Raw genomic sequence first — 22,281 nt, 5'->3', positions numbered from 1 at the left:
CCGCCGTTTCGGGTGGGGGCCGGATAACCGGTGAAGAAGCCGGGTCCGGCGATCTCTCGATCGGCGATGAGGCATACCCAACCGGCCTCACCAACCGCATACACAATACCGCCCGAAGGCCATGCCCTCGCGCGACCGCGGGGATATACGGGAGCGCGCGGCGCTTTGCAAGCCCTGCGGCCACTCGGAAGGCCCGGGTCAGTGCATCCTTGCCTTGTCGGTCCGGTCATGGTCATCAAGACACCGGGCACACATTGGGATCGCACCGCTATGAACGGCACAGGACTGGGCTTCAATCCCAACTACGACACCGTGATTATCGGCGCCGGCGCGGCCGGGATGATGTGCGCTGTTCACGCGGCACGGCCGGAGGGGCCAGCCGTATTGGTAATCGACCATGCCAAGGCACCGGGGGAGAAGATCCGCATCTCCGGCGGCGGTCGCTGCAACTTCACCAACCTGGAAGCCGCTCCGGACCGTTTCCTGTCCTTGAACCCGCATTTCTGCAAATCCGCCCTGAAACGCTATACGCAGTGGGATTTCATCGACCTCGTCCGGCAATATGGGATTCCGTACCACGAGAAGACGCTGGGGCAGCTTTTCTGCGATACGTCCGCCCAGGACATCATCCGCATGCTCCGCGACGAGATGGAAAAAGCGGGAGCAATACTCCGGCTGGAAACCAGCCTCGTGGAATTCTCCAAAACGGGGAGCGCCTTTTCCCTGGTTTTAGAGACGGACGGAAAACGCATTCCCGTATCCTGCCGGAATTTGGTCGTCGCCTGCGGCGGCAAGTCGATCCCCAAAATGGGCGCAACCGGCTTCGGCTATCGCATCGCGGAGCATTTCGGGCATGCCGTGACGGAAACCCGGCCGGGCTTGGTGCCGCTCACTTTCGGCCCCGTTGAAACAGAGGAATTCAAATCCCTATCCGGCCTGTCCTGCGACGGCGCGCTCGCCTGTTCAGGCGGTGCCTATGGCAACGCGCGCTTCGAGGAAGCGATCCTCTTCACCCATCGCGGTCTGTCCGGCCCCGCGGTTCTGCAGATCTCTTCCTATTGGCGGGAAGGCCTACCGGTCACGCTGTCTTTCCGGCCCGATCTCGACCTGCTCACGGAATTGAAACGGCAAAAGAGGGAAAACGGAAAACGCCATGTCGCAACCGTATTGTCGGACCATCTGCCCAAGCGCCTTACCCAAGCAATTGCGGAGCGGGCGGGCCTGACCGATGGGAACATCGCGGATATCTCCGACAAGGTCCTAGCCGATCTCGCCGCCTCGATCCAATCGCGTGAGGTGATGCCGGCCGGGTCCGAAGGGTACCGTACGGCGGAGGTGACCCTGGGCGGCGTGGATACGGATGGCATGAACTCCAAGACCATGGAATCGAAAACCGTCCCCGGCCTATATTTCATTGGCGAGGTCGTCGACGTCACCGGCTGGCTCGGCGGTTACAATTTTCAATGGGCCTGGTCGTCCGGCTGGGCGGCGGGGACTGCAATCTCCTCCACCGATGGGTAGAAAGAGCACCCCCTCACAGCTTCAGCAGGAGTTCCACCAGTTCCGGTGCGTCCTTTGACATTTTTTGCGTGAAACCGAACTCCGTGCACATCTGACGCATGCGCGCGTTCTCCTTGAACGTCACGCCGTCGATGAATGCGAGGCCATCGGCCTTTGCGTAGGAAATCAGGTGTTCCAGCAAAGCCCAGCCGAGGCGGTGCCCCTGCAGGTCGCCGCGCACGATGAGGCCGAATTCGGCACGTTCGTGGTCCGCATCCGCCATCAGACGCGACACGCCGGCCAATTCGCCTTTGCTTTCCCCCTCGTCGTCGATGATGGCGACGAATGCCATTGAGCGTGAATAGTCCAACTGGGTCAGGCGCACCAATTCCGCATCCGTTAGGCGAGAGACGGAAGTCAGAAGCCGGTTCCGGATATCTTCCGTCGAGGTTTTGTCCAGAAAGGTCGGATAGAGCGCCGCGTCTTCCGGGCGGATCGCACGCAGCACCATCTTCGTACCATTGTCGAGCGTAATGCGCTTCGTCCAATCGTTCGGATAGGGGCGCATGGCAAGGTCCGGGTTGGGGCCCGGCTCGTCCACGCGATCGGTATCGATCACGATCCGCGCATCGAGTGCCAGGGCGTGCTCGCCGCTGACCAGCAAGGGGTTGATATCGATGCCCGACACACAGGGGAAATCGACCACAAGGCTGGAAACAGCCCGGATCATCCTGATCACCATCGCCCGGTCGACCGGCGGATGCCCGCGATACCCCGCCAACAGGCGGCCGATACGCGTTTGGTCGATCAAGTCGCCGGCCAGCACGTCGTCGATAGGCGGCAGGGCGATGGCCGTATCCTTCAGGATCTCCACCGCCGTTCCGCCGGCACCGAACAGAATGACCGGCCCAAAGGTCGCATCGTGCTTCATACCGATAATTAACTCGTTGGAATCGGGCAACGACACCATGGGCTGGATCATGAAACCGTCAATCCGGGCTTCGGGCCGCGCCTTCGTCACCTTGTCCGTCATATCCTGAACCGTGCGGGCGACCGCGTCGGCCGACTTCAGTCCAAGGGCCACGCCCCCGACATCGGTCTTATGGGTGACATCCCTCGAAAGCAGTTTCACCACCAAGCGGGAATGCCCGGGCAGCAGTTCCTCCGCTACCATGCGGGCCTCTTCCGCATCGCCGGCGACGAGGCTGGGCGGCGTCGGAACACCATAGGCGGAGAAAACGCGTTTCGCTTCGGACTCCGTCAGAATCGACCGGCCCTCCGCGGCAGCCTTCTCGAAAATTCCCGCGACGATGTCCTTGTCTCCGGTCGGTTCATCGCGCCCGAAGGCGGGTACACGCGTCAGCAACCGTTGCGACTGTGTCCAGCTTTCCAGCAAACTCATGGCTTCAGCCGCTTGGGCCGGCGTGTCGAAACTGGCGACACCTGCCTTGCGCAGGACATGCCGCGCGCCTTTCGCGGAATGCTCGCCCAACCAGCAGCCGAAGACCGGCTTCCGGTTGATCATTCCCTTCTCCACCATTTTGGAGATCTCCTGCGCCGCTTCGATCGGCGAGGCGAGCGCGGTCGGGCAACTCATGACCAGGATGGCGTCAACGCCCGGATCCTTTGCGACAATGGAAACGGCGTCCCTGTATCGCTGCGGCGGGGCATCACCGATGATGTCGACCGGGTTGGACTTGGACCATGTCGGCGGCAGAACCGCATTCAGCGCCTCGATGGTCTCGGGACCGAGCTCGGCGAGGTCGCCGCCATAATCCATCATCTGGTCGACCGCCAGGACGCCTGCCCCACCGCCATTCGTGACGATGCCGACGCGCATATCCGGGATCGAGGAGAAATGTTCGATGGTTTCCGCGGCCAGGAACAGATCGTCCAAATCCTTCACCCGAACCACGCCCGCACGCCGCAGGATGGCGTCCACCACGGTATCGGACCCGGCCAACGCCCCGGTATGCGTCGCCGCCGCCTTGGCCGCTGCCTCGTGCCGGCCTGACTTCACCGCCAGGACCGGCTTGAGGCGAGAGGCGGCCCGCGCGGCGGAAATGAATTTCCGCGGATTGGGAATCGATTCCAAATAAAGAAGAATAGCCTTGGTTTGCCGATCCATGGCCAATAGGTCGATGCAATCCGCCATGTCCACATCCGCCATATCCCCCAGGGATACGATGTGTGAGAAGCCAACGTCCCGGTCCGCGGCCCAATCTATCAATGCCGTGACGATCGCGCCCGACTGCGACAGAAGCGCCAGTCTGCCCGGCATCGGTGCCATATGAGTGAAACTGGCATTGAGCCCGACATGCGGCGCCATCATGCCAACCGTGTTCGGGCCAATAACCCGAAATAGGCTCGGCTTTGCGGCATCCAGCATCTTTTGGCGCAGGCCGTTGCTGTCGTTCAGCCCCGCCGTCAGGACGACCGCCGTCCGGTTTCCAAGTTTGGCAAGTTGCTTCACGACCCGCGGAACCGTCTTCGGCGGCGTCATGATCACGGCGATATCAGGGGCTTCAGGCAGGTCTTTGATGTCGCGATAGCATTTTATCCCGTCGATCACGTCATGCTTCGGGTTAACCGGATAGACTCTTCCCTTGAACCCGTTCGAAGCGACGTTCCGCAATACAATCCGGCCAACGGACCCTTCCTTCGGAGACGCGCCGATCAAGGCAATCGAACGGGGTGCCAGGATGGGATCAAGATTGCGAATGGTCATGTCGGACTTTGCCCCTCATCACGGAATTATCGATCGACACTGCCACAACTACTTTACTGTTTTTCGTCTTTTCGACGTAAGGAACGCCCTCGAGGATATCTCGATCCCGCGCGCTCGGCGGATTGGAATAGGCGGAACGGCGCGCCAGGATATGCATTGTGCATCGCACAATAGACTATCCAATTCCACCTGGCCAACGCGGGACGCACGACTATTGTCATCCTGCATAACGGCAAGTAACTTATATTGCGACTTATTCGCATTTTATTGAATACCGCGCCTTGTCCTCACGGCGCTTCCCATCGACCGGAGCGGCCATACAGTTGTCACGCGAAACGGACCCGTTGGCGCTTTTCATGGCGCATCGCGGTGAACTGATCAGCTATGCCAGCACGATCGTCGGCGACCGCGGCGACGCGGAGGACGTGGTCCAGGAAGCCTATATCCGTTTCGAAAGAGCCGAACGGTCCCGGACCGTTACAGAACCGATCGGTTATCTGTACAGAATCGTCAGAAATTTGTCCCTGGATGGGGTAAGGCGGGACGCACGCGGATTTCGTGGCAATGCCAATTTGTCCAGTGCCGAAGTGGAGAGCCTGGAAAGCATCGAGCCTTCGCCCGAGGAAAGTGCCGAGAAAAGGAACGACCTTCGAATTGTGCTGGAAGCCTTGGAAGAACTTCCGGAGCGCCACCGTATAGCTTTGGAAATGCATCGTTTTGGAGGATTTACGATCCGACAGATCGCGGACCGACTGAACGTTTCGACCGGTCGCGCCCATTCGCTGGTCGCGGAAAGCGTAGATCATTGCCGTCAGCGTCTGATGCGGACCTGAGGGACAAGAAAGGTCATCGGCCGAGGCAATGGAGGAATATTTGAACATCCCCGATTTGAATGCGTCATTAGATCAGGAAATGATCAACTATCTCGGGGCAGGTCTCTTCCATTCCGACCAATGCCCGGAGCAAATTCGCCGCATGACGCAGGGAATCCCGTAACGCAATGCCGCCCCAAGTTGACTTTGCGACAGCCGGAGATTGGCTCGTAGCGCTGCAGGAAAGCCCGAATGACCGCGCCTTGCATCGGCAATTCGAGGACTGGATCGCTGCTGATCCTAATCGTCAGGAGGAATGGGAGGCGGCGGTGCGGGTGTATGACCTGATTGGTCTGTCCGTTCCTGCATATCATGCCAAATGGGCAGCAACCGAGCCCGCTAGTGCCAGAAAATTTTCCAAGCTGCCGGAAACCCGATCCGGAAACCGAAGCGACGGGAAACGGCGGCGCCTGACATTCGGCGCCGCCATTGGCGCGGCGGTCGCGGCGGGCGTCGCACTTCTTTTCGTTACGGATATCGAGACGAGGATTCGGGCCGATCACTTTGCCGATACAGGCCGGATCGGCAATGCCTCATTGGCCGACGGCTCGTCCGTTACCTTGGCTCCAGAAACCGGCATTTCGGTCTCCATGACGCCGCGCGACAGAGAGATCGAACTCTTGTCCGGTAAAGCACTATTCTCCGTTGCCTCGGACAGCACGCGGCCGTTTCGCGTAAGGGCCGGTGACGCAGTTGTTACCGTGCTGGGCACCGAGTTCGAAGTGGCCAGGGAAGGCGATGACGTTGAAGTGTCCGTCCGTCACGGCTCGGTCAATGTCCGTGACACGGCGGACGAACGACCCTTCCCACGCTTGACGGCTGGGGACAGTATCCAGCTAAAGGGGGCTGGTGAAAGTCTGTCTTCCAACATTCGGCGGGACCAGATAGCCGCATGGGCGAAGGGCCAGTTATTGGTCAAAAATGGCACGGTCGACGAAGTCGTCGACGCATTGCGGCCTTGGTTTGAAGGCGCGATCCTTTTGAAAGGCAGCGCTTTGGCCCGGCAACCGATAACTGGTGTCTACGATCTGAAAGATCCTGAAAAAGCACTTCGCGCAGTCGCGATGGTGCAAGGCGCGAAGGTCTATAGGATTACGCCCTGGCTGCTCGTCATCTCGGTTTCCTGAAATTTTTTTGAACAAACCACCCAGGTTAGCGTCCCTTGACTGTAATTGCGATTGCTACTCATTCGCATATTTTGCTTTAAAAGGGGGCACTGAGAATGAAGCAATACCTGGGAATCGTAGACTTTAGGGAAGCCGCCAGGGCAGCAGTGATCGCTTTCGTCGCGGCGGGTTGCGTTGGCACCGCACCGCACCAAGCCGCGGCCTCCACGGCGCAACTGGCTCAATCGCGGGAGGCCATTCCCTTCGACATTCCACAAATGCCTCTGGCCCAGGCCTTAACGATCTTCGGGCAACAATCCGGCTATCAGGTGTCGGTTCACGGAACGGTCGTCGATGGGATCGACTCCGGTCGGGTCGACGGCAAGATGACCGCTGATGAAGCCCTGAACATTCTGTTGAACGGTACCGGTATTACCTATCGAATCGACGGCGCCGATACGGTCACGCTGACACGAGCAGCGGAAGGCGACAGCGAAACGCTGTTGAGCCCTGTCACAGTCGAAGGAAAAATCGACTCCGCCTATGGACCCGTAGACGGTTACGTCGCGGAAAATGCAGGCAGCGGCACGAAATCCGACACGCCGTTAATCGAAACCGCGCAGTCCATCTCCGTGATCACCCGTGACAAAATGGACTCGCAGAACGTCAACAGGATGGCGGAAGCACTGCGTTACACGCCGGGTATCGACTCGGAAAACTTCGGCTACGAGCCACGTTATGTCGACATGCGCCTGCGTGGGCTTGAAGCCGCGACAACAGGCTTCTTCAAGGACGGCATGCTGTTGAGCAACCCCGGCTTCGCCGTCAGCTACAATCCCGATCCCTGGGGCGCGGAACGAGTCGAGGTGCCGCGCGGTCCCTCCTCCGTCCTGTATGGGCAAGGTGCGCCGGGCGGATTGGTCAACTACGTTTCCAAACGTCCGAGCACCACCCGTCTGATTACCGGAGAGATTGAGACGGGAAGCTTTTCCCGAATTCAAGGAAAATTCGATTTGGGTGGCGCCATCACGAATCAGAAAGACTCCGCCTTCCGCCTGACCGGTCTTTTCCGCCGTAGCGATACGCAAATCGATTTCCTGCAGGACGATCGTGAATTCATTGCGCCGACGGTGTCCGCCTTTATCGGCGAGGATACCAAAGTGACGCTGCTGACAAGTTATCAGCATGACAGTACGAGGAACTCGCAGTCGCTTCCCGGTTCCGGCACCATTACCGATAACCCCAATGGCAGCGTTCCAATCGGTCGGTTCGTCGGCGAGCCGGACGTAGATAAATACGATCGCCACACCTACGAAGCGGGATACGAACTGGAGCATGATTTCACGCGGGATCTCTCCCTCTTTCATACGGTCCGGTACAATTATGTCGACCTGGACGACGAAGTGGTTTTCGCCAACGGCCTGCTCGCGGATAGCAGAACGATCACCCGGGCATATTTTGCCAATCTGGGAGACTTGGACGGCGTAACGTCGGATACCCGCGTGAATTGGGAACTGGGGAACGAGACCTGGAAACACAACCTGCTCGGCGGGATCGATATTCAGTATATCAGCCTTCAATCCGAACAGCGTTTCGGCGCCGCCCCCAACCTGGATATCTTCAACCCCGTCTACGGCGGACATGTCAGCATCCCTCAGCCTTTCAAGGACGACGAAACGGAACTGACGCAATTGGGTCTCTACGCACAGGATCAAATCGAACTCGGCGATCATTGGCGCTTCAATCTGGGCGGCCGCTTCGATCGCGCCCGGTCCGAGACGTTGAACAACCTTACCGGCGCCAAATCCACTCAACGGGATACGGCGTTCACCTGGCGCGGCGGCCTGGTCTACTTGTTCGATTCCGGCTTCGCCCCCTATGCCAGCTATTCGGAATCCTTCCTTCCGTCGATCGGAACCGACGCAGCCGGCAATCCGTTCAAGCCGGAAACCGGTCAGCAATACGAGGTTGGCGTGAAATACCAACCGCCCGGCTATAACAGTTTCATCACCGTCGCCGCCTTCGATCTGACCCGCCAGAACGATTTGGAAACGGACCCCGCCACCTTCCTGCAGGTCCAAACAGCCGAACAACGGTCACGCGGGATCGAAGTCGAAGCCGTGGCAAGTCTGGATTTTGGCTTGGATCTGACCGGCGCGCTGACATTTCTGGAGACGGAAGTCACGGAAAGCGTGAACAACAGCATTGTCGGCAAGGAGATCAAGTTCGTGCCGCGTGAATACGCCTCGCTATGGGCGGATTACACGATACAGAACGGCGATTATAAAGGTCTTGGTTTCGGAGCGGGCGTTCGCTATCGCGGCGCCAGTTTCGCCGATGACGCCAATACCGTCTCCGCCCCCGGCCACACAGTCTTCGACGCCAGCCTTCATTACAATTGGAGACAACTCCGCGTCGGGCTCAACGTCCATAACCTGTTGGATGAGGAATATGTCGGATCCTGCTTCCTGCGCAGCGGAACCGTGTTTTGCACCGCCGGCGAGGCACGCAGCGTCAAGGCTACCTTGGGAATGACATGGTAGCCGCGCGCGACAGCGCGTCTTCCGCTTCCTGAACCATTCTGGTAACGACATCCTCCGCAGGCGGGATGTCGTTCACCAGATCCGCAGCCTCGCCCGCGATTGTCGCGAACTTGTCCATGTCGCCGGCCTCGCGAGCCCGGGTATAGTCTGCCTGGATTGCGCCGAGATCGTCATCCATGGCCTCCAGGCCCTCAGCGGCCCAATGATCGATGAAACGATTGCGTAAAGTGCGGATGTCATACGGCGCCGGCCAAGCGATCCCGCGCGCCTTGTCAAAGACCGATCCGCGATAGGTTTCATCGCCGCAGCCCGCAGCAAGACGCCTCTTTCCTTCTTCCGGCGCCAAGGACTCCCGGGTTGCATAGAAACGGGTACCGACCAGCACGCCATCCGCCCCCAGTGTCAGCGCCGCGGCCAGGCCGCGGCCGTCGCCGATCCCGCCGGCCGCCACGACGATGACCTCCTGCGGCAAGGCATCCCGAACGGCCGGCACCAGGGGCAGCGTCGCCCGCGCGGCCCCATGTCCGCCCGCTTCGGTTCCCTGCGCGATGACAATGTCGGCCCCCAATGCCGCGGCCTCGCGTGCTTGCGTAACCGACTGCACCTGGCAGATCAGGGCCACGCCAGCCCGCTTCACCGTCGCGGCATAGGGTTCGACGCTGCCGAAGGAAAACATGACAGCGGCCGGCGAGTGTTCGAGGACGTCGTCCAGCAGGGTCGGGTTCGCATCCAAGGCCCAGGTGATGAAACCCGCGCCGATGCGACTGTTCCCCGCCTCGCGCATCTCTCGCATCACCCAATCGGTTTCACTATATCCACCGCCAAGCAGCCCCAAACCGCCTGCCTCGCTGACCGCGGCAGCAAGTTTTCCGCCGGTCACTCCGGCCATCGGCGCGCAGAGTACCGGATGATCGATGTTGAGGAATTCGGTCAGCTTGGTTTTCAGCGCCATGGTGCTCCCCCGTCGTTTCGCCTTTACGGTATTTCGACTTCCGTCCGCCATTCCGGATGGCCGTCGTCCACTCCGGTCGTCAGAGCGGCGAAACGGGTCTTCAGGAATTCCGTGATCGGTCCCGGTGAGCCTTTCGGCAGCATCAATCGATCGATCGACCGGACCGGCGCGATTTCCCAGGCCGTGCCGCAGAAAAAGGCTTCATCCGCCGCCGCCAGTTCCGACCGGTCGATGGGCCGTTCTTCGACCGGCACACCGGCCTCTTCCAACAGAGTGATCACGGTTGCCCGTGTGATGCTTTCCAGTATGTCGGACTGCTTGTCGGCGGTGACGGCAACGCCGTCCCGCACCATGAAGAAACACATGGCGGGCCCTTCCGAAACCTTGCCTGACTGGGTCAGCATCAGCGCCGTGTCATAGCCGTCCGCCTTGGCCTGTACCGAGGCAAGCCGACCGTTGAGATAGTTGCCGGTCGCCTTCACACGCTGCGGCAGGGAACTGTCCGGCGAGCGGCGCCAGCTCGACACCTGTACATCCAGCCCATCGGTCGAATAATCCCCGCGCGCCATCGCGGTGACCGCCAGCGAAACCGGCGCGCACAGGAAGGGTTGTCCCGGGCCCGACAGGAAAGCCGTCACAGTGATATGAACATTCGAGCGGAAGCCGTTCGCCTTCAGCAATTCGATGATTGCGTCCCGGCACTCCTCCGCGGTGATGATCCGTTCATAGCGCATGAAGCGCTGGCTGTATTCCAGGCGCTTCAGGTGCTCATCCAATTGCCAGACGTTGAGGACCTGCCGTTCGCCATCCCAATAGGCACGCACGCCTTCGAAAACCGCTGCGCCGTATTTGAAGGCCAGCGAGGAGACGTGACAGGTCGCGTCTTCCCATTTCACGAGGCCGTCGAGCCAGGCATGGGTCGGGTTGCTCATGGGAACGTCCTTTCTTCGAGATGAAGAGTGCTGGGGGCTAATCAGTATGCGGCGGCACCGAGATTAGCGCATCGCCCGCAAAAGCAAAGGGCCCAAAATGGGCCGGAAAAGCAAAGGCCCGGGACGATGCCCGGGCCTTGATACTGTATTGGAAGCGCCGATTACTCGCTGCGCATCACACCCAGAATGTTCAGGATGTGAATGAACATCACGATGAAGCTGCCATACAGGCGCAGCGCGCCGAAGATTGCCAGACGGGCAACCTGATCATGGCCGTAATGCTCCGAGTACATGTTCTTGATGTCCTGCGTTTCCCAGGCGGTGATCGCCGCGAAGAGCAGCACCGTGCCGAAGGAAAGCAACAGCGCGAACTGGGAGCTCTGCACCAGAAACGCGTTCACCAGGCCGGCAATCACGATACCGATCACGGCGAGCAGCGCGAACCGGCCGATCGCCGACAGGTTCTTCTTGGTCGTGTAACCGAAAATGCTGGCGCCCGCGAACATGCCCGCGGTGATGAAGAAAGCCCGGGCCACATCCATCGTTCCCGCGGTCGTTTGCAGGAAGAACGCCACCATCGGGGAAATCATGATGCCCCAAAGCGCGCAATAGACCCAATAGAAGGCCTGGGCCGCAGCATTGCTCTTCATGGTGATGATTTTCGGGGAGAACCAGCCCATGCCGATCAGGGCGATGAACAGTACCCATTTCATCGGGCCGACCGCCAGGGTCACCATCAAATCGGGCATATTCGCCATGGCCAGAACCATGACGCCCGTGAAGGCGACGCCGAGGGCCATGTAATTGTAGGTCCCCAGCATGTACTTGCGCAGACCCTCGTCGAAGTCTGCGCGGGTGCCGACTTGCTCGATAGTCGTTGCGCGAGCGCGCGGATCTAAAGCCATTTTCTCTACCCAGTCCTGTTGTTTGTCAGTTGCCTGTTTTCATTCTTTGCCGGCATTCGGATACCTAATGCAGGCGGCTTTGTCGGCCGCCCGGTCCCTAATCCGGTTTTCCCACCCAATATTGGCATGAAAGGTTACAAATTCAATCCACTGCTCAGCATTTTATAAGCAAAATACGGTGCAATTGCAGTTTGCTCCTGGAGCAACACGGGCAGTCCGGGACAAGAAAGAGGCGCTCAATCGTTTCTGAGCAGAGGCGCCGCCTTGCGCCCCAGGGCGACCCAGGTTCCCACCAAGCCGACCGCGATCGTGATCGCGACGGAGAGCAGGATCGTGGAAACCATTGCCCATGGCACGAATATCCACTCCGCTCGCATCACCCAGGTGATAACCCCATAAGCCGCAATGGACCCGACAATTCCGGCGATCACCGCCGTGATCAGGCCCATCAGCCCATATTCGATCAGGAAGGCGGTCGCGATGTCGCGCCGAGTGGCGCCGAGAACTTTCAGCACGACCGAATCATAGACCCGGCGTGCATGCCCGGCCGCGATTGCGCCGGACAGAACCAAGACGCCGGCGACAATGGCAATCGCCGCGATCGCGCGCACGGCAACGGCCAGATTGCCGACGATTTCGTCCACGCTTTCCAGGACTTCCTTCATCCGGACCGCAGAAACATTCGGGAACCGGTTCGTCACTGCCGCTTCCAGGGCGGGTTCCTGCGAATCGTCCAGATAAGCTGTCGCAAGATAGGTCTGCGGCGCCTTCTCCAGTATGCCCGGAGAAAACACCATGACGAAATTGATGCCCAGATTGGTCCAGTCGATATGCCGAAGATTGGCGATCTTCGCTTCGAATTCTCGACCCAACAGGTTGACCGTAATCGTATCGCCGATATCCAGACCGAAGGCGATTGCCGCTTCATCGTCGAAGGACACCAGTAATTCGCCGCTGTAATCCTCAGACCACCATTCACCGCGCGTGATCTCGCTATTCTTGGGCGGCGTCCGGGACCAGGTGAAGCCGCGGTCGCCACGCAGGATCCAGGCTTCTTCGGGCGGCGCGTCGATCTGGTCGGCGGGCACGCCCTTCATGCCGGTGATCCGGCCACGAAGCATCGGCACGCGGTCCATCTGGGTCACCGTCGGGAAGGCGCTGACGAGATCGTCGAATTCATCGATCTGGTCAGGCTGGATGTCGATGAAGAAGAAACCGGGCGCCTCACCGCGCAACGTGTTGTTCAACTGATTGGCCAGATTGCCCTCGATCAGGGCGACCGTCGCCATCACCGTCAGGCCGAGCCCGAGGGAAACGACGACACTGGCGGTCGGGGCGCCGGGCCGGTGCAGGTTTGCGAGTGCCAGGCGCAGTTTCGCGCCCCGCGGCCGCGGCAGGGCCTTGGCCAGCCGCATCACGCCCCAGGCGGCCACGCGGAAGGCGACAAGGCTTCCAACCGCGCCCAGCACGAAGACGACGGCAATGAAGGGGCGCTGAGCGGTCAGAACCGCGATCCCCGCAAGCAGCAGTCCGGCGCCCGCCAGCATGGCCAAGATACGCGGCGAAGGGCGGCTGGTCACCGGCGTCAGCAAATTGCGGAACAGCGTCGCGGCCGGCACCGATTGGGCCTGCGCCAGGGGCAACAGTGCGAATATCAACGTCACCAACACCCCGAAAAGCGCGGCGATCAGGAGCGGTTGCGGGTAGAATCCGATTCTGGCCGCCACCGGCAGGCGACCTTCCAACAGCGGTCCGACGGCCATCGGCGCGAAAGTCCCGATCGCCAGACCGATCGCGATTCCCACAGCGGCAAGCGCCATAACCTGGATCAGATAGGTCGAGAAGATGAGACGGCTGGGCGCGCCGAGGCATTTCAGGGTCGCGATGGTTCCCGTGCGCGATCCGAGAAAGGCGCGGACCGCGTTGCCGACGCCGACACCGCCGACCAATAGCGCGGTCAATCCAACCAGGGTCAGGAACAGGCTCACCTGATCCACGAACCGCTGAATGTTCGGCGCCGCGTTATCGACGGATCGGATCCGCCAACCCGCATCGGGGAAAGTGGCTTTGACCCTGTCCATCCAGCTTTCCGCAGTCGCCCCTTCCGGCAGGTCGACGCGGTAATGATACCGGATCAAGCTGCCCGGTTGGATCAATCCGGTCTGTTCCATCGCCGCCATGGAGATCAAAACGGGCGGGCCCAGTTCGAACCCCTGGCTACCCTGATCGGGAACGGAAACGAGTTCCGATGTCACCCGCAAATTCGCGTCACCGATCCTGAACCGGTCGCCGATCTTCAACTCGAGCCTGGTCATGAGGCGTGGCGATACCGCCGCCCCGAACAGGCCCGGTTCGATTTGCGCCAACGACGCCTGCAGTTCGGAACCGTCCGCCAGTTCCGCCTTGCCGTACAGCGGATAGGCGGAATCCACTGCCTTCAACTCGACAAGCCGCCGGGACGCGCCGTCCGCCCGCACCGCCATCGCCCGCATTTGAAGCATTTCGGACAACCGGTCGCTGTTGCGCTGAAGCCAATCGAATTGGTCTTCCGCCGCACGGATATGCGTCAGGCGCAAGTCGACTTCCGCGCCCAGCAGGACTTTCGCATCCTGGCGCAATCCTTCGACAATCGCGGTGGAGACGGACCCGACCCCGGCAATCGCCGCGACGCCCATGGCGAGACAGGCCAGAAAAATTCGAAACCCTTTCAAACCGGCGCGCATTTCCCGGCGGGCATAGGTGAGGGCAAGGGAAGACATCCGGATACCTTCCCCGCTCTATTCTGCGGCCTGGCGCGCGGCGTCGCTGCTGATCGAATCCTCTTCGATCACACCGTCGCCCATGCGGACGACACGGCGGCAGCGCTTGGCCAATGCGGGGTCGTGGGTAATCAGCATCAAGGTCGTATCCTGGTGATCGGACATCTCAAACATCAGATCGATCACCTGCTGTCCCGTCCCGGCGTCCAGATTGCCGGTCGGTTCATCGGCCAGAATCAGTTTCGGCTCGGCGACGAAGGCGCGGGCAAGCGCCACGCGCTGCTGTTCCCCGCCGGAGAGCTGACCCGGATAATGTGTCAGGCGATGCCCCAGCCCGACCCTTTCCAGCAAGGCACGGGACCGGTCGAACGCGTCACGGCGACCGGCCAGCTCCAGTGGGATGGCGACATTCTCCAATGCACTCATGGTCGGGACCAGATGGAAGCTCTGAAAAACGATGCCCAGATTGTCCCGACGGAACAGGGCGAGTTGATCCTCGCTCAACCTGGTGAAGTCCTTTTCGCCAATGGTCACCTGGCCGCCCGAGGCGCGCTCCAACCCGGCGATCACCATCAGCATGGACGTCTTTCCAGAGCCGGACGGGCCGACGATGCTCACCGTCTCCCCCGACCCGACAGTCAGATCGATGCCGCGCAGGATGTTGACCTCTCCCGCTTCCGACCCAAGTGTAAGGCGCAGATCCTTGAGCGCGATGATCGTATCGCGGGCCTGCGCCACAGTCGGTTCATCGGAATCGGATAGGGTCATGGCAGTATTCCGGAGCGTTGATGTGAGATCCAAACCAAAAACTGGCCGCGGTCCTTTTCGGCACCGCAGCACGAATCCTAGTCGATATGGCGGTATACGCGGCCAGTTCAACCGGCTTGCCTCGGTTTTTCTGTTCCTTGCCAGCCTTTTAGCCGCCCCGCATGCCGCCTTGGCCAGCGGCGAGACAGTGATTCTGGCTTTCGGCGATAGTCTCACCGCCGGTTACGGTCTGCCACAAGGAGACAGTTTCCCGTCCCAGCTTTCCCGGGCATTGGCGGATGCAGGACATCCGGCGAAAGTCATCAACGCCGGGGTTTCCGGGGATACCAGCGCCGGCGGCGCGAACCGAATCGACTGGGCCCTCGCGGACAATCCGGATCTCGTCATTTTGGAATTGGGGGCGAATGACGGCTTGCGCGGTTTCGAACCGGCCCAGACACGCAAGAACCTGGACGCCATTCTGGAAAAATCACTCACATCCGGCGCGCAGGTCCTGTTCACCGGTATGTTGGCACCGCGCAACCTGGGCAAGGACTATGCCGAAGAGTTTGACGCGGTCTTTCCCGATTTGGCGGAAAAATACCCGAACGCGGTTTTCTATCCGTTCTTTCTGGATGGTGTCGCCGCCGACCCGGGTTTGAACCAGGATGACGGCATCCATCCGAATGCCGATGGCGTCGCCGTCATCGTGCAGCGCATCATGCCCTATGTCCTGAAAGCGCTCGGAGAGGGCGTTTGAGGTCGAGAATTCCGACTGCATCGGAAATCCTTGTCAGACAAGTCTGGAAAGATCCGCGGACGGGGCTAGTTTATCTGCCATGACCGATGATGCCCCGCAGTCCTGTTCCGGAACGTTTCGTTATGGCGTCGCCAAGCGCGACGATTGGCGCAACGCGCTTGCCGATATCCTCGTGCAACTGGGGCCTGTCGAACAGCAGCACCGGTTGGGCGTCATCTACCTGACCGAACATTTTCAGAAGGACCTCGCGGAAATCGAGGTCTTTTTGCGTCAGACGACCGGCGTCCCCCATTGGGTCGGCGCCGTCGGCTATGGCATCTGTGCGGGCCGTACCGAAGCCTTCGGGGAACCGGCCGCGGCTGCCCTGTTGATGCCCATACCGGAAGACGCTTTCCGGGTCTTCAATGTGAAGGACGGTTGCGGCGATTGCATCGATTCCGTGATCGAGGAGAACAGGGACTGGATCGATGCCGCGATGCTGCCGCTGATCCTGACCCATGGCGATCCGACGATGGGCGACCTGCCCAATCACCTGAAATGCCTGGCACAGAAAAGTGGCGGCTATCTTTTCGGCGGCCTCAACGCGATGCCGGGTGCCTGCGCCCAGATCGCCGATGGCGTCGCTCGGAGATTGAGCGGTGTCATGCTCTCCCCCGCCAAGGTCGCGATGCAGACCGGCCTGAGTCAGGGCTGCTGCCCGGTTGGTGAATGCCACCGCGTAACGGCGGCGGAAGGGCACGTGATCTTTTCGCTCGACGGCGAACCGGCGCTGGAGGTCATGAAACGGGACATCGGGCCGGAATTGGCCAATGACCTACAGCAGATATCGGGACGGATCTTCACGGCCCTGCCCGTCCAGGGGTCGGATACGGGCGACTATCTTGTCCGAAACCTGATCGGCATCGACCTCAATCATGAGATAATCGCGATTGGAGAATCCGTCTCCGCCGGGGACGAGCTCATGTTCTGCAAGCGGGATCCCGAGACCGCGGTCGAGGATATGGAGCGCATGCTGCAGGACCTAAAACGCCGGGCCGGCGGCAAGGCAATCCGGGGCGGCATCTATATCTCCTGCGCCGCGCGTGGCCCGAACCAGTTTTCCCGCCACAATACCGAGATGGATTTGATCGAACGCCATTTGGGCAGCTTTCCCATCATTGGCTTCTTCGCCAATGGGGAAATCAGCAGCGATCGCCTCTACGGTTATACAGGCGTGCTGGCGATCTTCCTGTAACGGATTCGGTCACCCTAACGCGCCAGCTTCTTCTTCAGCGTGCCAAGCCGGCGGCGTAGGTAATTGCCCCAGGTCTGCCCGTAGCGCGCTTTCAAGGACTCGTCATCGACGACATCGAGATTATAGCCCATGCCCTCGGCCAGTCGAACGACTCGATCGTGTTTGAGGATCAGGTGCCAATCCGGGATATCATCGGCATAGCGTTGGAAACGGTCGACCTTCCGTCCGGCTGCCGCCTCACCGGATATCCGCCGTGGGAGATCGAGGAAATCATGCAAGGCATCGAAGGCATCGTCGCTGCCGGCGAACAGGTCTTCCGAACGCAGATGCAGGAAATTGCTTTCACCAACCAGTGCCTGGAGATCCTGAGCCGAAGCATGCAACTCGTACCATTGATAGAGGCAGCGTTCGTAAGGGGTCCAGGCGCGCCATTCGTTGTCCGTCGGCCGCCATCGGCAACCGGCGGCCAGAGGATCCAGCTGCGTGCTCAAGGCGTCGTCGTTTTCCGCTTGCGGTGATCCGTGCATGCCTTGCGCCGCCAAGGACATGGCGTTCTGTACCGGGTTTCGGGTCAGTTGCAGAACCCGCACGCGGCCCGGGAACCTGTCCGCAGCATAAGTCACCAACCTGCTGGACGGCCATCCCGTCTCTATATACGGACGGTCCGACAGCACGCGTCCGATGTAATCGAAATGATGCCGCACCGGGCCGATCTGATCCACGCGTTCCCGGTCATAGGGGAGATTGTGGAAATCCCGAACGCGAAAACCGGGTAGGGCAGGTTCATGATCGGCGGTAATCACGTCATCGTAACTGCGCTGCAGATAATCCGTGAGCCATTGAGTTCCGGAGCGTCCGGCGGAGAGTACGAAATAGGCGCGGTTCTCAGGCATTGGTCCTCACTCTAACGTGCCGCCCTCGATCGGCATGGCCTTGATCTGCCCCATACTTCCGGCATTTCCGCGGCGATATCCGCTCAGGCGCCGCATTGTTCCGGATTCCGAGCATGTCTTACCGTATTCGGGCGCGGCGCAACAAGAGGTGGCGCACCTTGACCCGATGGGGGTTTGCTGTTGGAAAAACCATGACTATCATCCGCTGCCTTCCGAAACATCCAATCCCTCTTCATCACAGGACAAATCCCATGGAAATGCGCCTTCTCGGCACGACCGACCTTTCCGTCAGCAAAATCTGCCTCGGCACCATGACCTGGGGTCGGCAGAACACAGAAGCGGAAGGCCATTCCCAAATGGACTACGCGCTGGAACATGGCGTGAATTTCTGGGACACCGCGGAAATGTATTCCACGCCGGTTTCGGAAGAGACGTTTGGACGGACCGAGGAGATCATCGGGACCTGGTTCGCGAAAACCGGGAAACGCGAGCAGGTCATCCTCGCCACCAAGGTTCTCGGCCGCACGACCCGGTTTCCCTGGGTCCGCCCGCATCTGCACAAGGACGAGGCCCGACTGGACCGGCAATCGATTCTGGAAGCCTGCGATGCAAGCCTCAAGCGGCTGCAGACCGATTACATCGATCTGTATCAATTGCATTGGCCGGAACGGAAAACCAATACCTTCGGAACACTCAACTATGAGCACGACCCGGAAGACGATCCGATCCCCCTTGAGGAGACATTGAGTGCGCTGGATGAGTTGGTGAAGGCGGGCAAGGTCCGGCATATCGGCGTATCGAATGAAACGCCATGGGGCGTGATGGAGATGCTCAAGCTGCACGAGACGAAAGGCTTGCCGCGCATCCAATCCGTCCAGAACGTCTACAATCTTCTTCTGCGCAATTACGAAGTCGGCATGGCGGAGATTTCCATTCGCGCGAAATGCGGTCTGTTGCCGTATTCACCGCTGGCCATGGGCGCGTTGAGCGGCAAATATCTAGACGGCGCCAGGCCGGATGGTGCGCGACTGACACTCTTCCCGGACTATTTTCCGCGCTACCTGAAACCACGAGCGATGGAAGAAGCCGCCAAATATGTCGCCATCGCCCGCAAACACGGATTGGATCCGACCGAGATGGCGCTTGCCTTCGTCAACGACCGACCCTTCGTCACCTCGAACATCATCGGTGCCACGTCGATCGAGCAGCTTGCCAGCTGTATCCGTTCGGCCGACCTGAAACTGTCCGACGACATCTTGGAAGAGATCGAGGCCACCCACCGCGCAACACCGGTTCCGACGTCCGAGTAGGGGGGACTCTCTCGGTCGCATTTTCCGGTCCCGGTCGAGCCCATCGTCCGGGACCATTTTTTTGCTATGCGAAGAAATGAATCGGGTTAGGCTGGATCTCATAGTCCCATGACGCGGGAGGACGACATGATCCGCCTGTTCGTTGCGTTACCTTTGCCGGTATCTGTTCGCGATACACTGTCACGGCTCGGCAACGGTGTTCCTGGCGCCCGATGGCTTCCACCGGAAAACTACCATCTGACCCTGCGTTTCGTCGGCAATGTCGACGAACATGTAGCCGATGACGTGCATGACGCCCTGCTGCGCGTCCAGGCGGATGCCTTTGAGGTAAAACTGAAAGGCATCAGCTGGTTCGGTACCAAGAAGAAACCGAACGCCATAGTCGCCTGCGTTGAGAAATCGGACGGCCTGCTTCATCTTCAGCGCAAGATCGAATCCGCCTGCGTCCGTGTCGGGTTGGAACCGGAAGAGCGGAAGTTTATGCCGCATGTGACCCTGGCCCGGCTGAAAGGCGCCAGCGTCGATTATGTCGAACGATATTGTGCCGAACGGTCATGGCTTAATGTGCCGGCCTTTCCGGCGGATGAGTTCATCCTCTATTCCAGCTTTCTTTCCCATTCTGGAGCAATATACACACCGGAGGCGGATTACCCTTTAAGGGAACTGGTCTGGTAAAGGACCCCGACTAGGAGATACCAGGCCAGTACTCATTCAACCGACGACTCTGCGGATGATGCGGGAAACGGAATTCGCATATCCCCCGCCGAACAAGGCCGCATGAACCAGCAATGGATACAAATTGTAAACGTCGCGCCGGACGTCCATGAAACCTGCGTAGTCAAAGGGCCGGATAGCGCGATAGGCATCGAAAAAGCGATTCCCGAACGTCCCGAACAGCGTTGAAAAGGCAAGGTCCATTTCCGCGTCACCTTGATAGATGGCAGGATCGATAAACCCCATGATCCGGCCGTCGGACGTCAGCACGTTTCCTGCCCAAAGATCACCATGCAAAAGCGACGGATAGGCGGGTTCATCAATAAGGGAGTCAAGGCGAGCAGCCATTCTTTCCAAATCCGAATAAACGGGGGCGCTCAGCCCCCCGCGCTCCAGCGCAACCCGCCCCATAGACAAAAGCCGTTGATCGCGAAAAAATGAGACCCATTGCTTCGATCTGGTATTCGGTTGGGTGAGAGGACCTATTCGCGTATCCTCCGTGAATCCATAGAACTCTTGCGGCATTGAATGCAGGGCGGCGATCAAACGGGCAGCATTTTCCTGTGCCACGGCGTCCAATCTGCCGTCGTTCGGCAGGAGCGCCATCACCAGCAAATCGGGATCGTTCAAGTACACTTGCGGGACAGGTAAACCGGCCCCCTCCCCCAAGGCATGAAGAGATCGGCCTTCGATATCCAGCCGGTCGGCTTTCTTTCCGGCCTTCACGGCAAGCGAACGGCCATCCTCAAGATCGGCCCGAAGCACTTCGGCCAAACAACCGCCTGTGAGTGGAGATAGGTGTACGACCCGCGAACCGGCGGCCTGCTCGACACGGATTTTCTGATCCGGCGTCACCGCACCGCGGTTTTCACCTGCTCGACCCAGGCCTCGCAAGCAGGCTCGATCAGGCCGAACGCAAATTCATAGTCGTTGATATCGCCATAGTAGGGATCCGGCACCTCGGTCAGCCCATCCAGGTCGACGACCTCCAGGAACATCCTGATCTTGTCTCCAGCGCCTTGCGGCGCATTCGCGAGCAAGTGCTCGTAATGCCCGTTGTCCATCGCCAGGAGAAGATCGAATTCGGTATAGTCACTGGCTCGCAACTGTCGGGCACGCACACCGGTGAAGTCGATGCCGTATTTCTTCATTGTCGCCTGCGCACGTGGATCAGGCTGTTCGCCGGCATGCCATCCAGCGGTTCCCGCAGAATCGGTCTTTATCGCCTCGCTTAGCCCCGCCTTGGCGAGTTTGTCGCGAAACACGGCCTCCGCCGTGGGAGACCGGCAGATGTTTCCGGTACATACAAACAGAACCTGCATCAAATCCCTCCCGCGGTTTCGAGGCGAGAATAGACCATTCCAAAAATACAACTACGGCGCGGCATGGCCTTTGCCAAGTCGGAACCAGCCGCTACCATGTGTTCAATGAAGCCCCGGGACCGCGGACCATGGTCAATTTCTGACAAGGGGCTGTTGGAGGGCACGCCATGCAGTTTCCGGATCACCCGGTCCCAATCGTCGTCCTGACCGGCGCCGGCATTTCCAAGGAATCGGGGTTGGACACATTCCGGGACGAAGATGGCATCTGGTCGAAGGTTCGGATCGAGGATGTCGCGACCCCCGAGGCTTTCCGCCGGGACCCTGAGAGAGTAATGGAATTCTACAATCACCGGCGGGCGGGATTGCTGGACCCGGCCGTGCATCCGAACGAAGCCCATAAGGCGCTGGCGAGGCTGCAAGAGTCCTGGCCGGAAGAAGTGATGGTGGTGACGCAGAACATAGACAATCTTCACGAGCGCGGCGGTGCGAAGGATGTCGTCCACATGCACGGGGAATTGCTGAAGGTGCGCTGCGAGGCCTGCGGTAATATCAGCGAATGGCTCGAGGACCTTACGATCGATACCCCCTGTTTCGTCTGCGGATCTGTCGGGACGAAACGTCCGCATGTCGTTTGGTTCGGTGAGATGCCCCTGCATATGGACAAGATCGAATGGGCGTTGACCCATTGCGGCCTTTTCGTGTCGATCGGCACCAGCGGCAATGTCTACCCGGCGGCCGGTTTCGTCAGCATGGCCCGCCTCCGCGGGAAAGCCTATACGATCGAGTTGAACCTGGAACCGTCGGAAGGCTCGTCATTGTTTCATGAATGCCGACACGGGCAGGCGACGGATCTGGTACCGGCCTTTGTCGATGAATTGCTGATGCGGAATGCCGCCTGACGCAGCGGTCCCGTGAATGTGAAAATTGTTCAAGTGTTTCCAAAGGGCGGCGCCTGATAGAGAGGTTCCGTGATCGAATAGGTTCCCCGATATCATCGCCGCCAC

General features: G+C 59.8%; 18 protein-coding genes. 9 read left to right on the top strand and 9 right to left on the bottom strand.

Annotation, left to right across the window (positions count from 1 at the left end):
* The first annotated feature begins 270 nt into the window (after positions 1 to 270).
* On the top strand, positions 271 to 1,521 hold the full coding sequence (locus ACQK2G_RS23290; RefSeq protein ID WP_425407434.1) for an NAD(P)/FAD-dependent oxidoreductase: 1,251 nt from the start codon (positions 271 to 273) through the stop codon (positions 1,519 to 1,521).
* 13 nt (positions 1,522 to 1,534) lie between these two features.
* Here ACQK2G_RS23290 and ACQK2G_RS23285 read toward each other — a convergent pair whose 3' ends face one another.
* Entirely contained in the window at positions 1,535 to 4,228 is a 2,694-nt protein-coding gene (locus tag ACQK2G_RS23285) for a bifunctional acetate--CoA ligase family protein/GNAT family N-acetyltransferase (protein ID WP_425407433.1), read from the bottom strand.
* A gap of 323 nt (positions 4,229 to 4,551) precedes the next feature.
* Between ACQK2G_RS23285 and ACQK2G_RS23280 the strand changes: the two genes are divergently transcribed.
* The 3 genes from ACQK2G_RS23280 (at position 4,552) to ACQK2G_RS23270 (ending at position 8,749) form a co-directional block, all read left to right on the top strand.
* Entirely contained in the window at positions 4,552 to 5,061 is a 510-nt protein-coding gene (locus ACQK2G_RS23280) for a sigma-70 family RNA polymerase sigma factor (RefSeq protein WP_425407432.1), read from the top strand.
* A gap of 167 nt (positions 5,062 to 5,228) precedes the next feature.
* The gene (locus tag ACQK2G_RS23275; protein ID WP_425407431.1) at positions 5,229 to 6,227 is read left to right on the top strand and encodes a FecR family protein; all 999 of its coding nucleotides are present in this window, start codon (positions 5,229 to 5,231) and stop codon (positions 6,225 to 6,227) included.
* A gap of 95 nt (positions 6,228 to 6,322) precedes the next feature.
* Positions 6,323 to 8,749, top strand: coding sequence for a TonB-dependent siderophore receptor (locus tag ACQK2G_RS23270; RefSeq protein WP_425407430.1), 2,427 nt, complete (start codon positions 6,323 to 6,325; stop codon positions 8,747 to 8,749).
* On the opposite strand, the gene ACQK2G_RS23265 is transcribed toward ACQK2G_RS23270, so the two are convergent.
* The 5 genes from ACQK2G_RS23265 to ACQK2G_RS23245 form a co-directional block, all read right to left on the bottom strand.
* Complete coding sequence (locus ACQK2G_RS23265) at positions 8,727 to 9,701, bottom strand: NAD(P)H-dependent flavin oxidoreductase (RefSeq protein WP_425407429.1); 975 nt, start codon at positions 9,699 to 9,701, stop codon at positions 8,727 to 8,729. The genes ACQK2G_RS23270 and ACQK2G_RS23265 overlap by 23 nt on opposite strands.
* Positions 9,702 to 9,724: 23 nt before the next feature.
* The gene (ilvE, locus tag ACQK2G_RS23260) at positions 9,725 to 10,633 is read right to left on the bottom strand and encodes a branched-chain-amino-acid transaminase (protein ID WP_425407428.1); all 909 of its coding nucleotides are present in this window, start codon (positions 10,631 to 10,633) and stop codon (positions 9,725 to 9,727) included.
* A gap of 161 nt (positions 10,634 to 10,794) precedes the next feature.
* Positions 10,795 to 11,538 carry a Bax inhibitor-1/YccA family protein gene (locus ACQK2G_RS23255; protein ID WP_425407427.1) on the bottom strand — a complete coding sequence of 248 codons (744 nt, stop codon included), beginning with the start codon at positions 11,536 to 11,538 and terminating at the stop codon, positions 10,795 to 10,797.
* Between the two features lie 236 nt (positions 11,539 to 11,774).
* On the bottom strand, positions 11,775 to 14,297 hold the full coding sequence (locus tag ACQK2G_RS23250; RefSeq protein WP_425407426.1) for an ABC transporter permease: 2,523 nt from the start codon (positions 14,295 to 14,297) through the stop codon (positions 11,775 to 11,777).
* 18 nt (positions 14,298 to 14,315) lie between these two features.
* Entirely contained in the window at positions 14,316 to 15,065 is a 750-nt protein-coding gene (locus tag ACQK2G_RS23245; protein ID WP_425407425.1) for an ABC transporter ATP-binding protein, read from the bottom strand.
* Between the two features lie 22 nt (positions 15,066 to 15,087).
* Here ACQK2G_RS23245 and ACQK2G_RS23240 point away from each other — a divergent pair, with 22 nt between their 5' ends.
* On the top strand, positions 15,088 to 15,804 hold the full coding sequence (locus ACQK2G_RS23240; RefSeq protein WP_425407424.1) for an arylesterase: 717 nt from the start codon (positions 15,088 to 15,090) through the stop codon (positions 15,802 to 15,804).
* Between the two features lie 79 nt (positions 15,805 to 15,883).
* Positions 15,884 to 17,038, top strand: a complete 1,155-nt coding sequence (locus ACQK2G_RS23235; RefSeq protein ID WP_425407423.1) for an FIST signal transduction protein — start codon at positions 15,884 to 15,886, stop codon at positions 17,036 to 17,038.
* A 14-nt stretch (positions 17,039 to 17,052) separates the two neighbouring features.
* Here ACQK2G_RS23235 and ACQK2G_RS23230 read toward each other — a convergent pair whose 3' ends face one another.
* Positions 17,053 to 17,931, bottom strand: coding sequence for a hypothetical protein (locus ACQK2G_RS23230; protein WP_425407422.1), 879 nt, complete (start codon positions 17,929 to 17,931; stop codon positions 17,053 to 17,055).
* Between the two features lie 251 nt (positions 17,932 to 18,182).
* On the opposite strand from ACQK2G_RS23230, the gene ACQK2G_RS23225 reads away from it, so the two are divergent.
* Positions 18,183 to 19,241 (top strand): aldo/keto reductase, encoded by a 1,059-nt coding sequence (locus ACQK2G_RS23225; protein ID WP_425407421.1) that lies wholly within the window; start codon positions 18,183 to 18,185, stop codon positions 19,239 to 19,241.
* Positions 19,242 to 19,349: 108 nt separating this feature from the next.
* Complete coding sequence (gene thpR / locus ACQK2G_RS23220; protein WP_425407420.1) at positions 19,350 to 19,916, top strand: RNA 2',3'-cyclic phosphodiesterase; 567 nt, start codon at positions 19,350 to 19,352, stop codon at positions 19,914 to 19,916.
* A gap of 36 nt (positions 19,917 to 19,952) precedes the next feature.
* Here thpR and ACQK2G_RS23215 read toward each other — a convergent pair whose 3' ends face one another.
* Positions 19,953 to 20,810, bottom strand: coding sequence for a fructosamine kinase family protein (locus ACQK2G_RS23215; protein WP_425407419.1), 858 nt, complete (start codon positions 20,808 to 20,810; stop codon positions 19,953 to 19,955).
* Positions 20,807 to 21,277: a low molecular weight protein-tyrosine-phosphatase gene (locus ACQK2G_RS23210; RefSeq protein ID WP_425407418.1), complete on the bottom strand. Its 471-nt coding sequence runs from the start codon at positions 21,275 to 21,277 to the stop codon at positions 20,807 to 20,809. The genes ACQK2G_RS23215 and ACQK2G_RS23210 overlap by 4 nt, the downstream gene beginning before the upstream one ends.
* Positions 21,278 to 21,444: 167 nt before the next feature.
* Between ACQK2G_RS23210 and cobB the strand changes: the two genes are divergently transcribed.
* Positions 21,445 to 22,176, top strand: coding sequence for a Sir2 family NAD+-dependent deacetylase (gene cobB / locus ACQK2G_RS23205; protein WP_425407417.1), 732 nt, complete (start codon positions 21,445 to 21,447; stop codon positions 22,174 to 22,176).
* The last annotated feature ends 105 nt before the right edge of the window (positions 22,177 to 22,281 follow it).

It is taken from the genome of Hwanghaeella sp. (assembly GCF_965227365.1).
Classification (GTDB): Bacteria; Pseudomonadota; Alphaproteobacteria; order UBA8366; family Aestuariispiraceae; genus Hwanghaeella.
The sequence above is the reverse complement of the archived record's forward strand: the minus strand, read 5'-3'. Positions and strand labels throughout refer to the sequence as shown.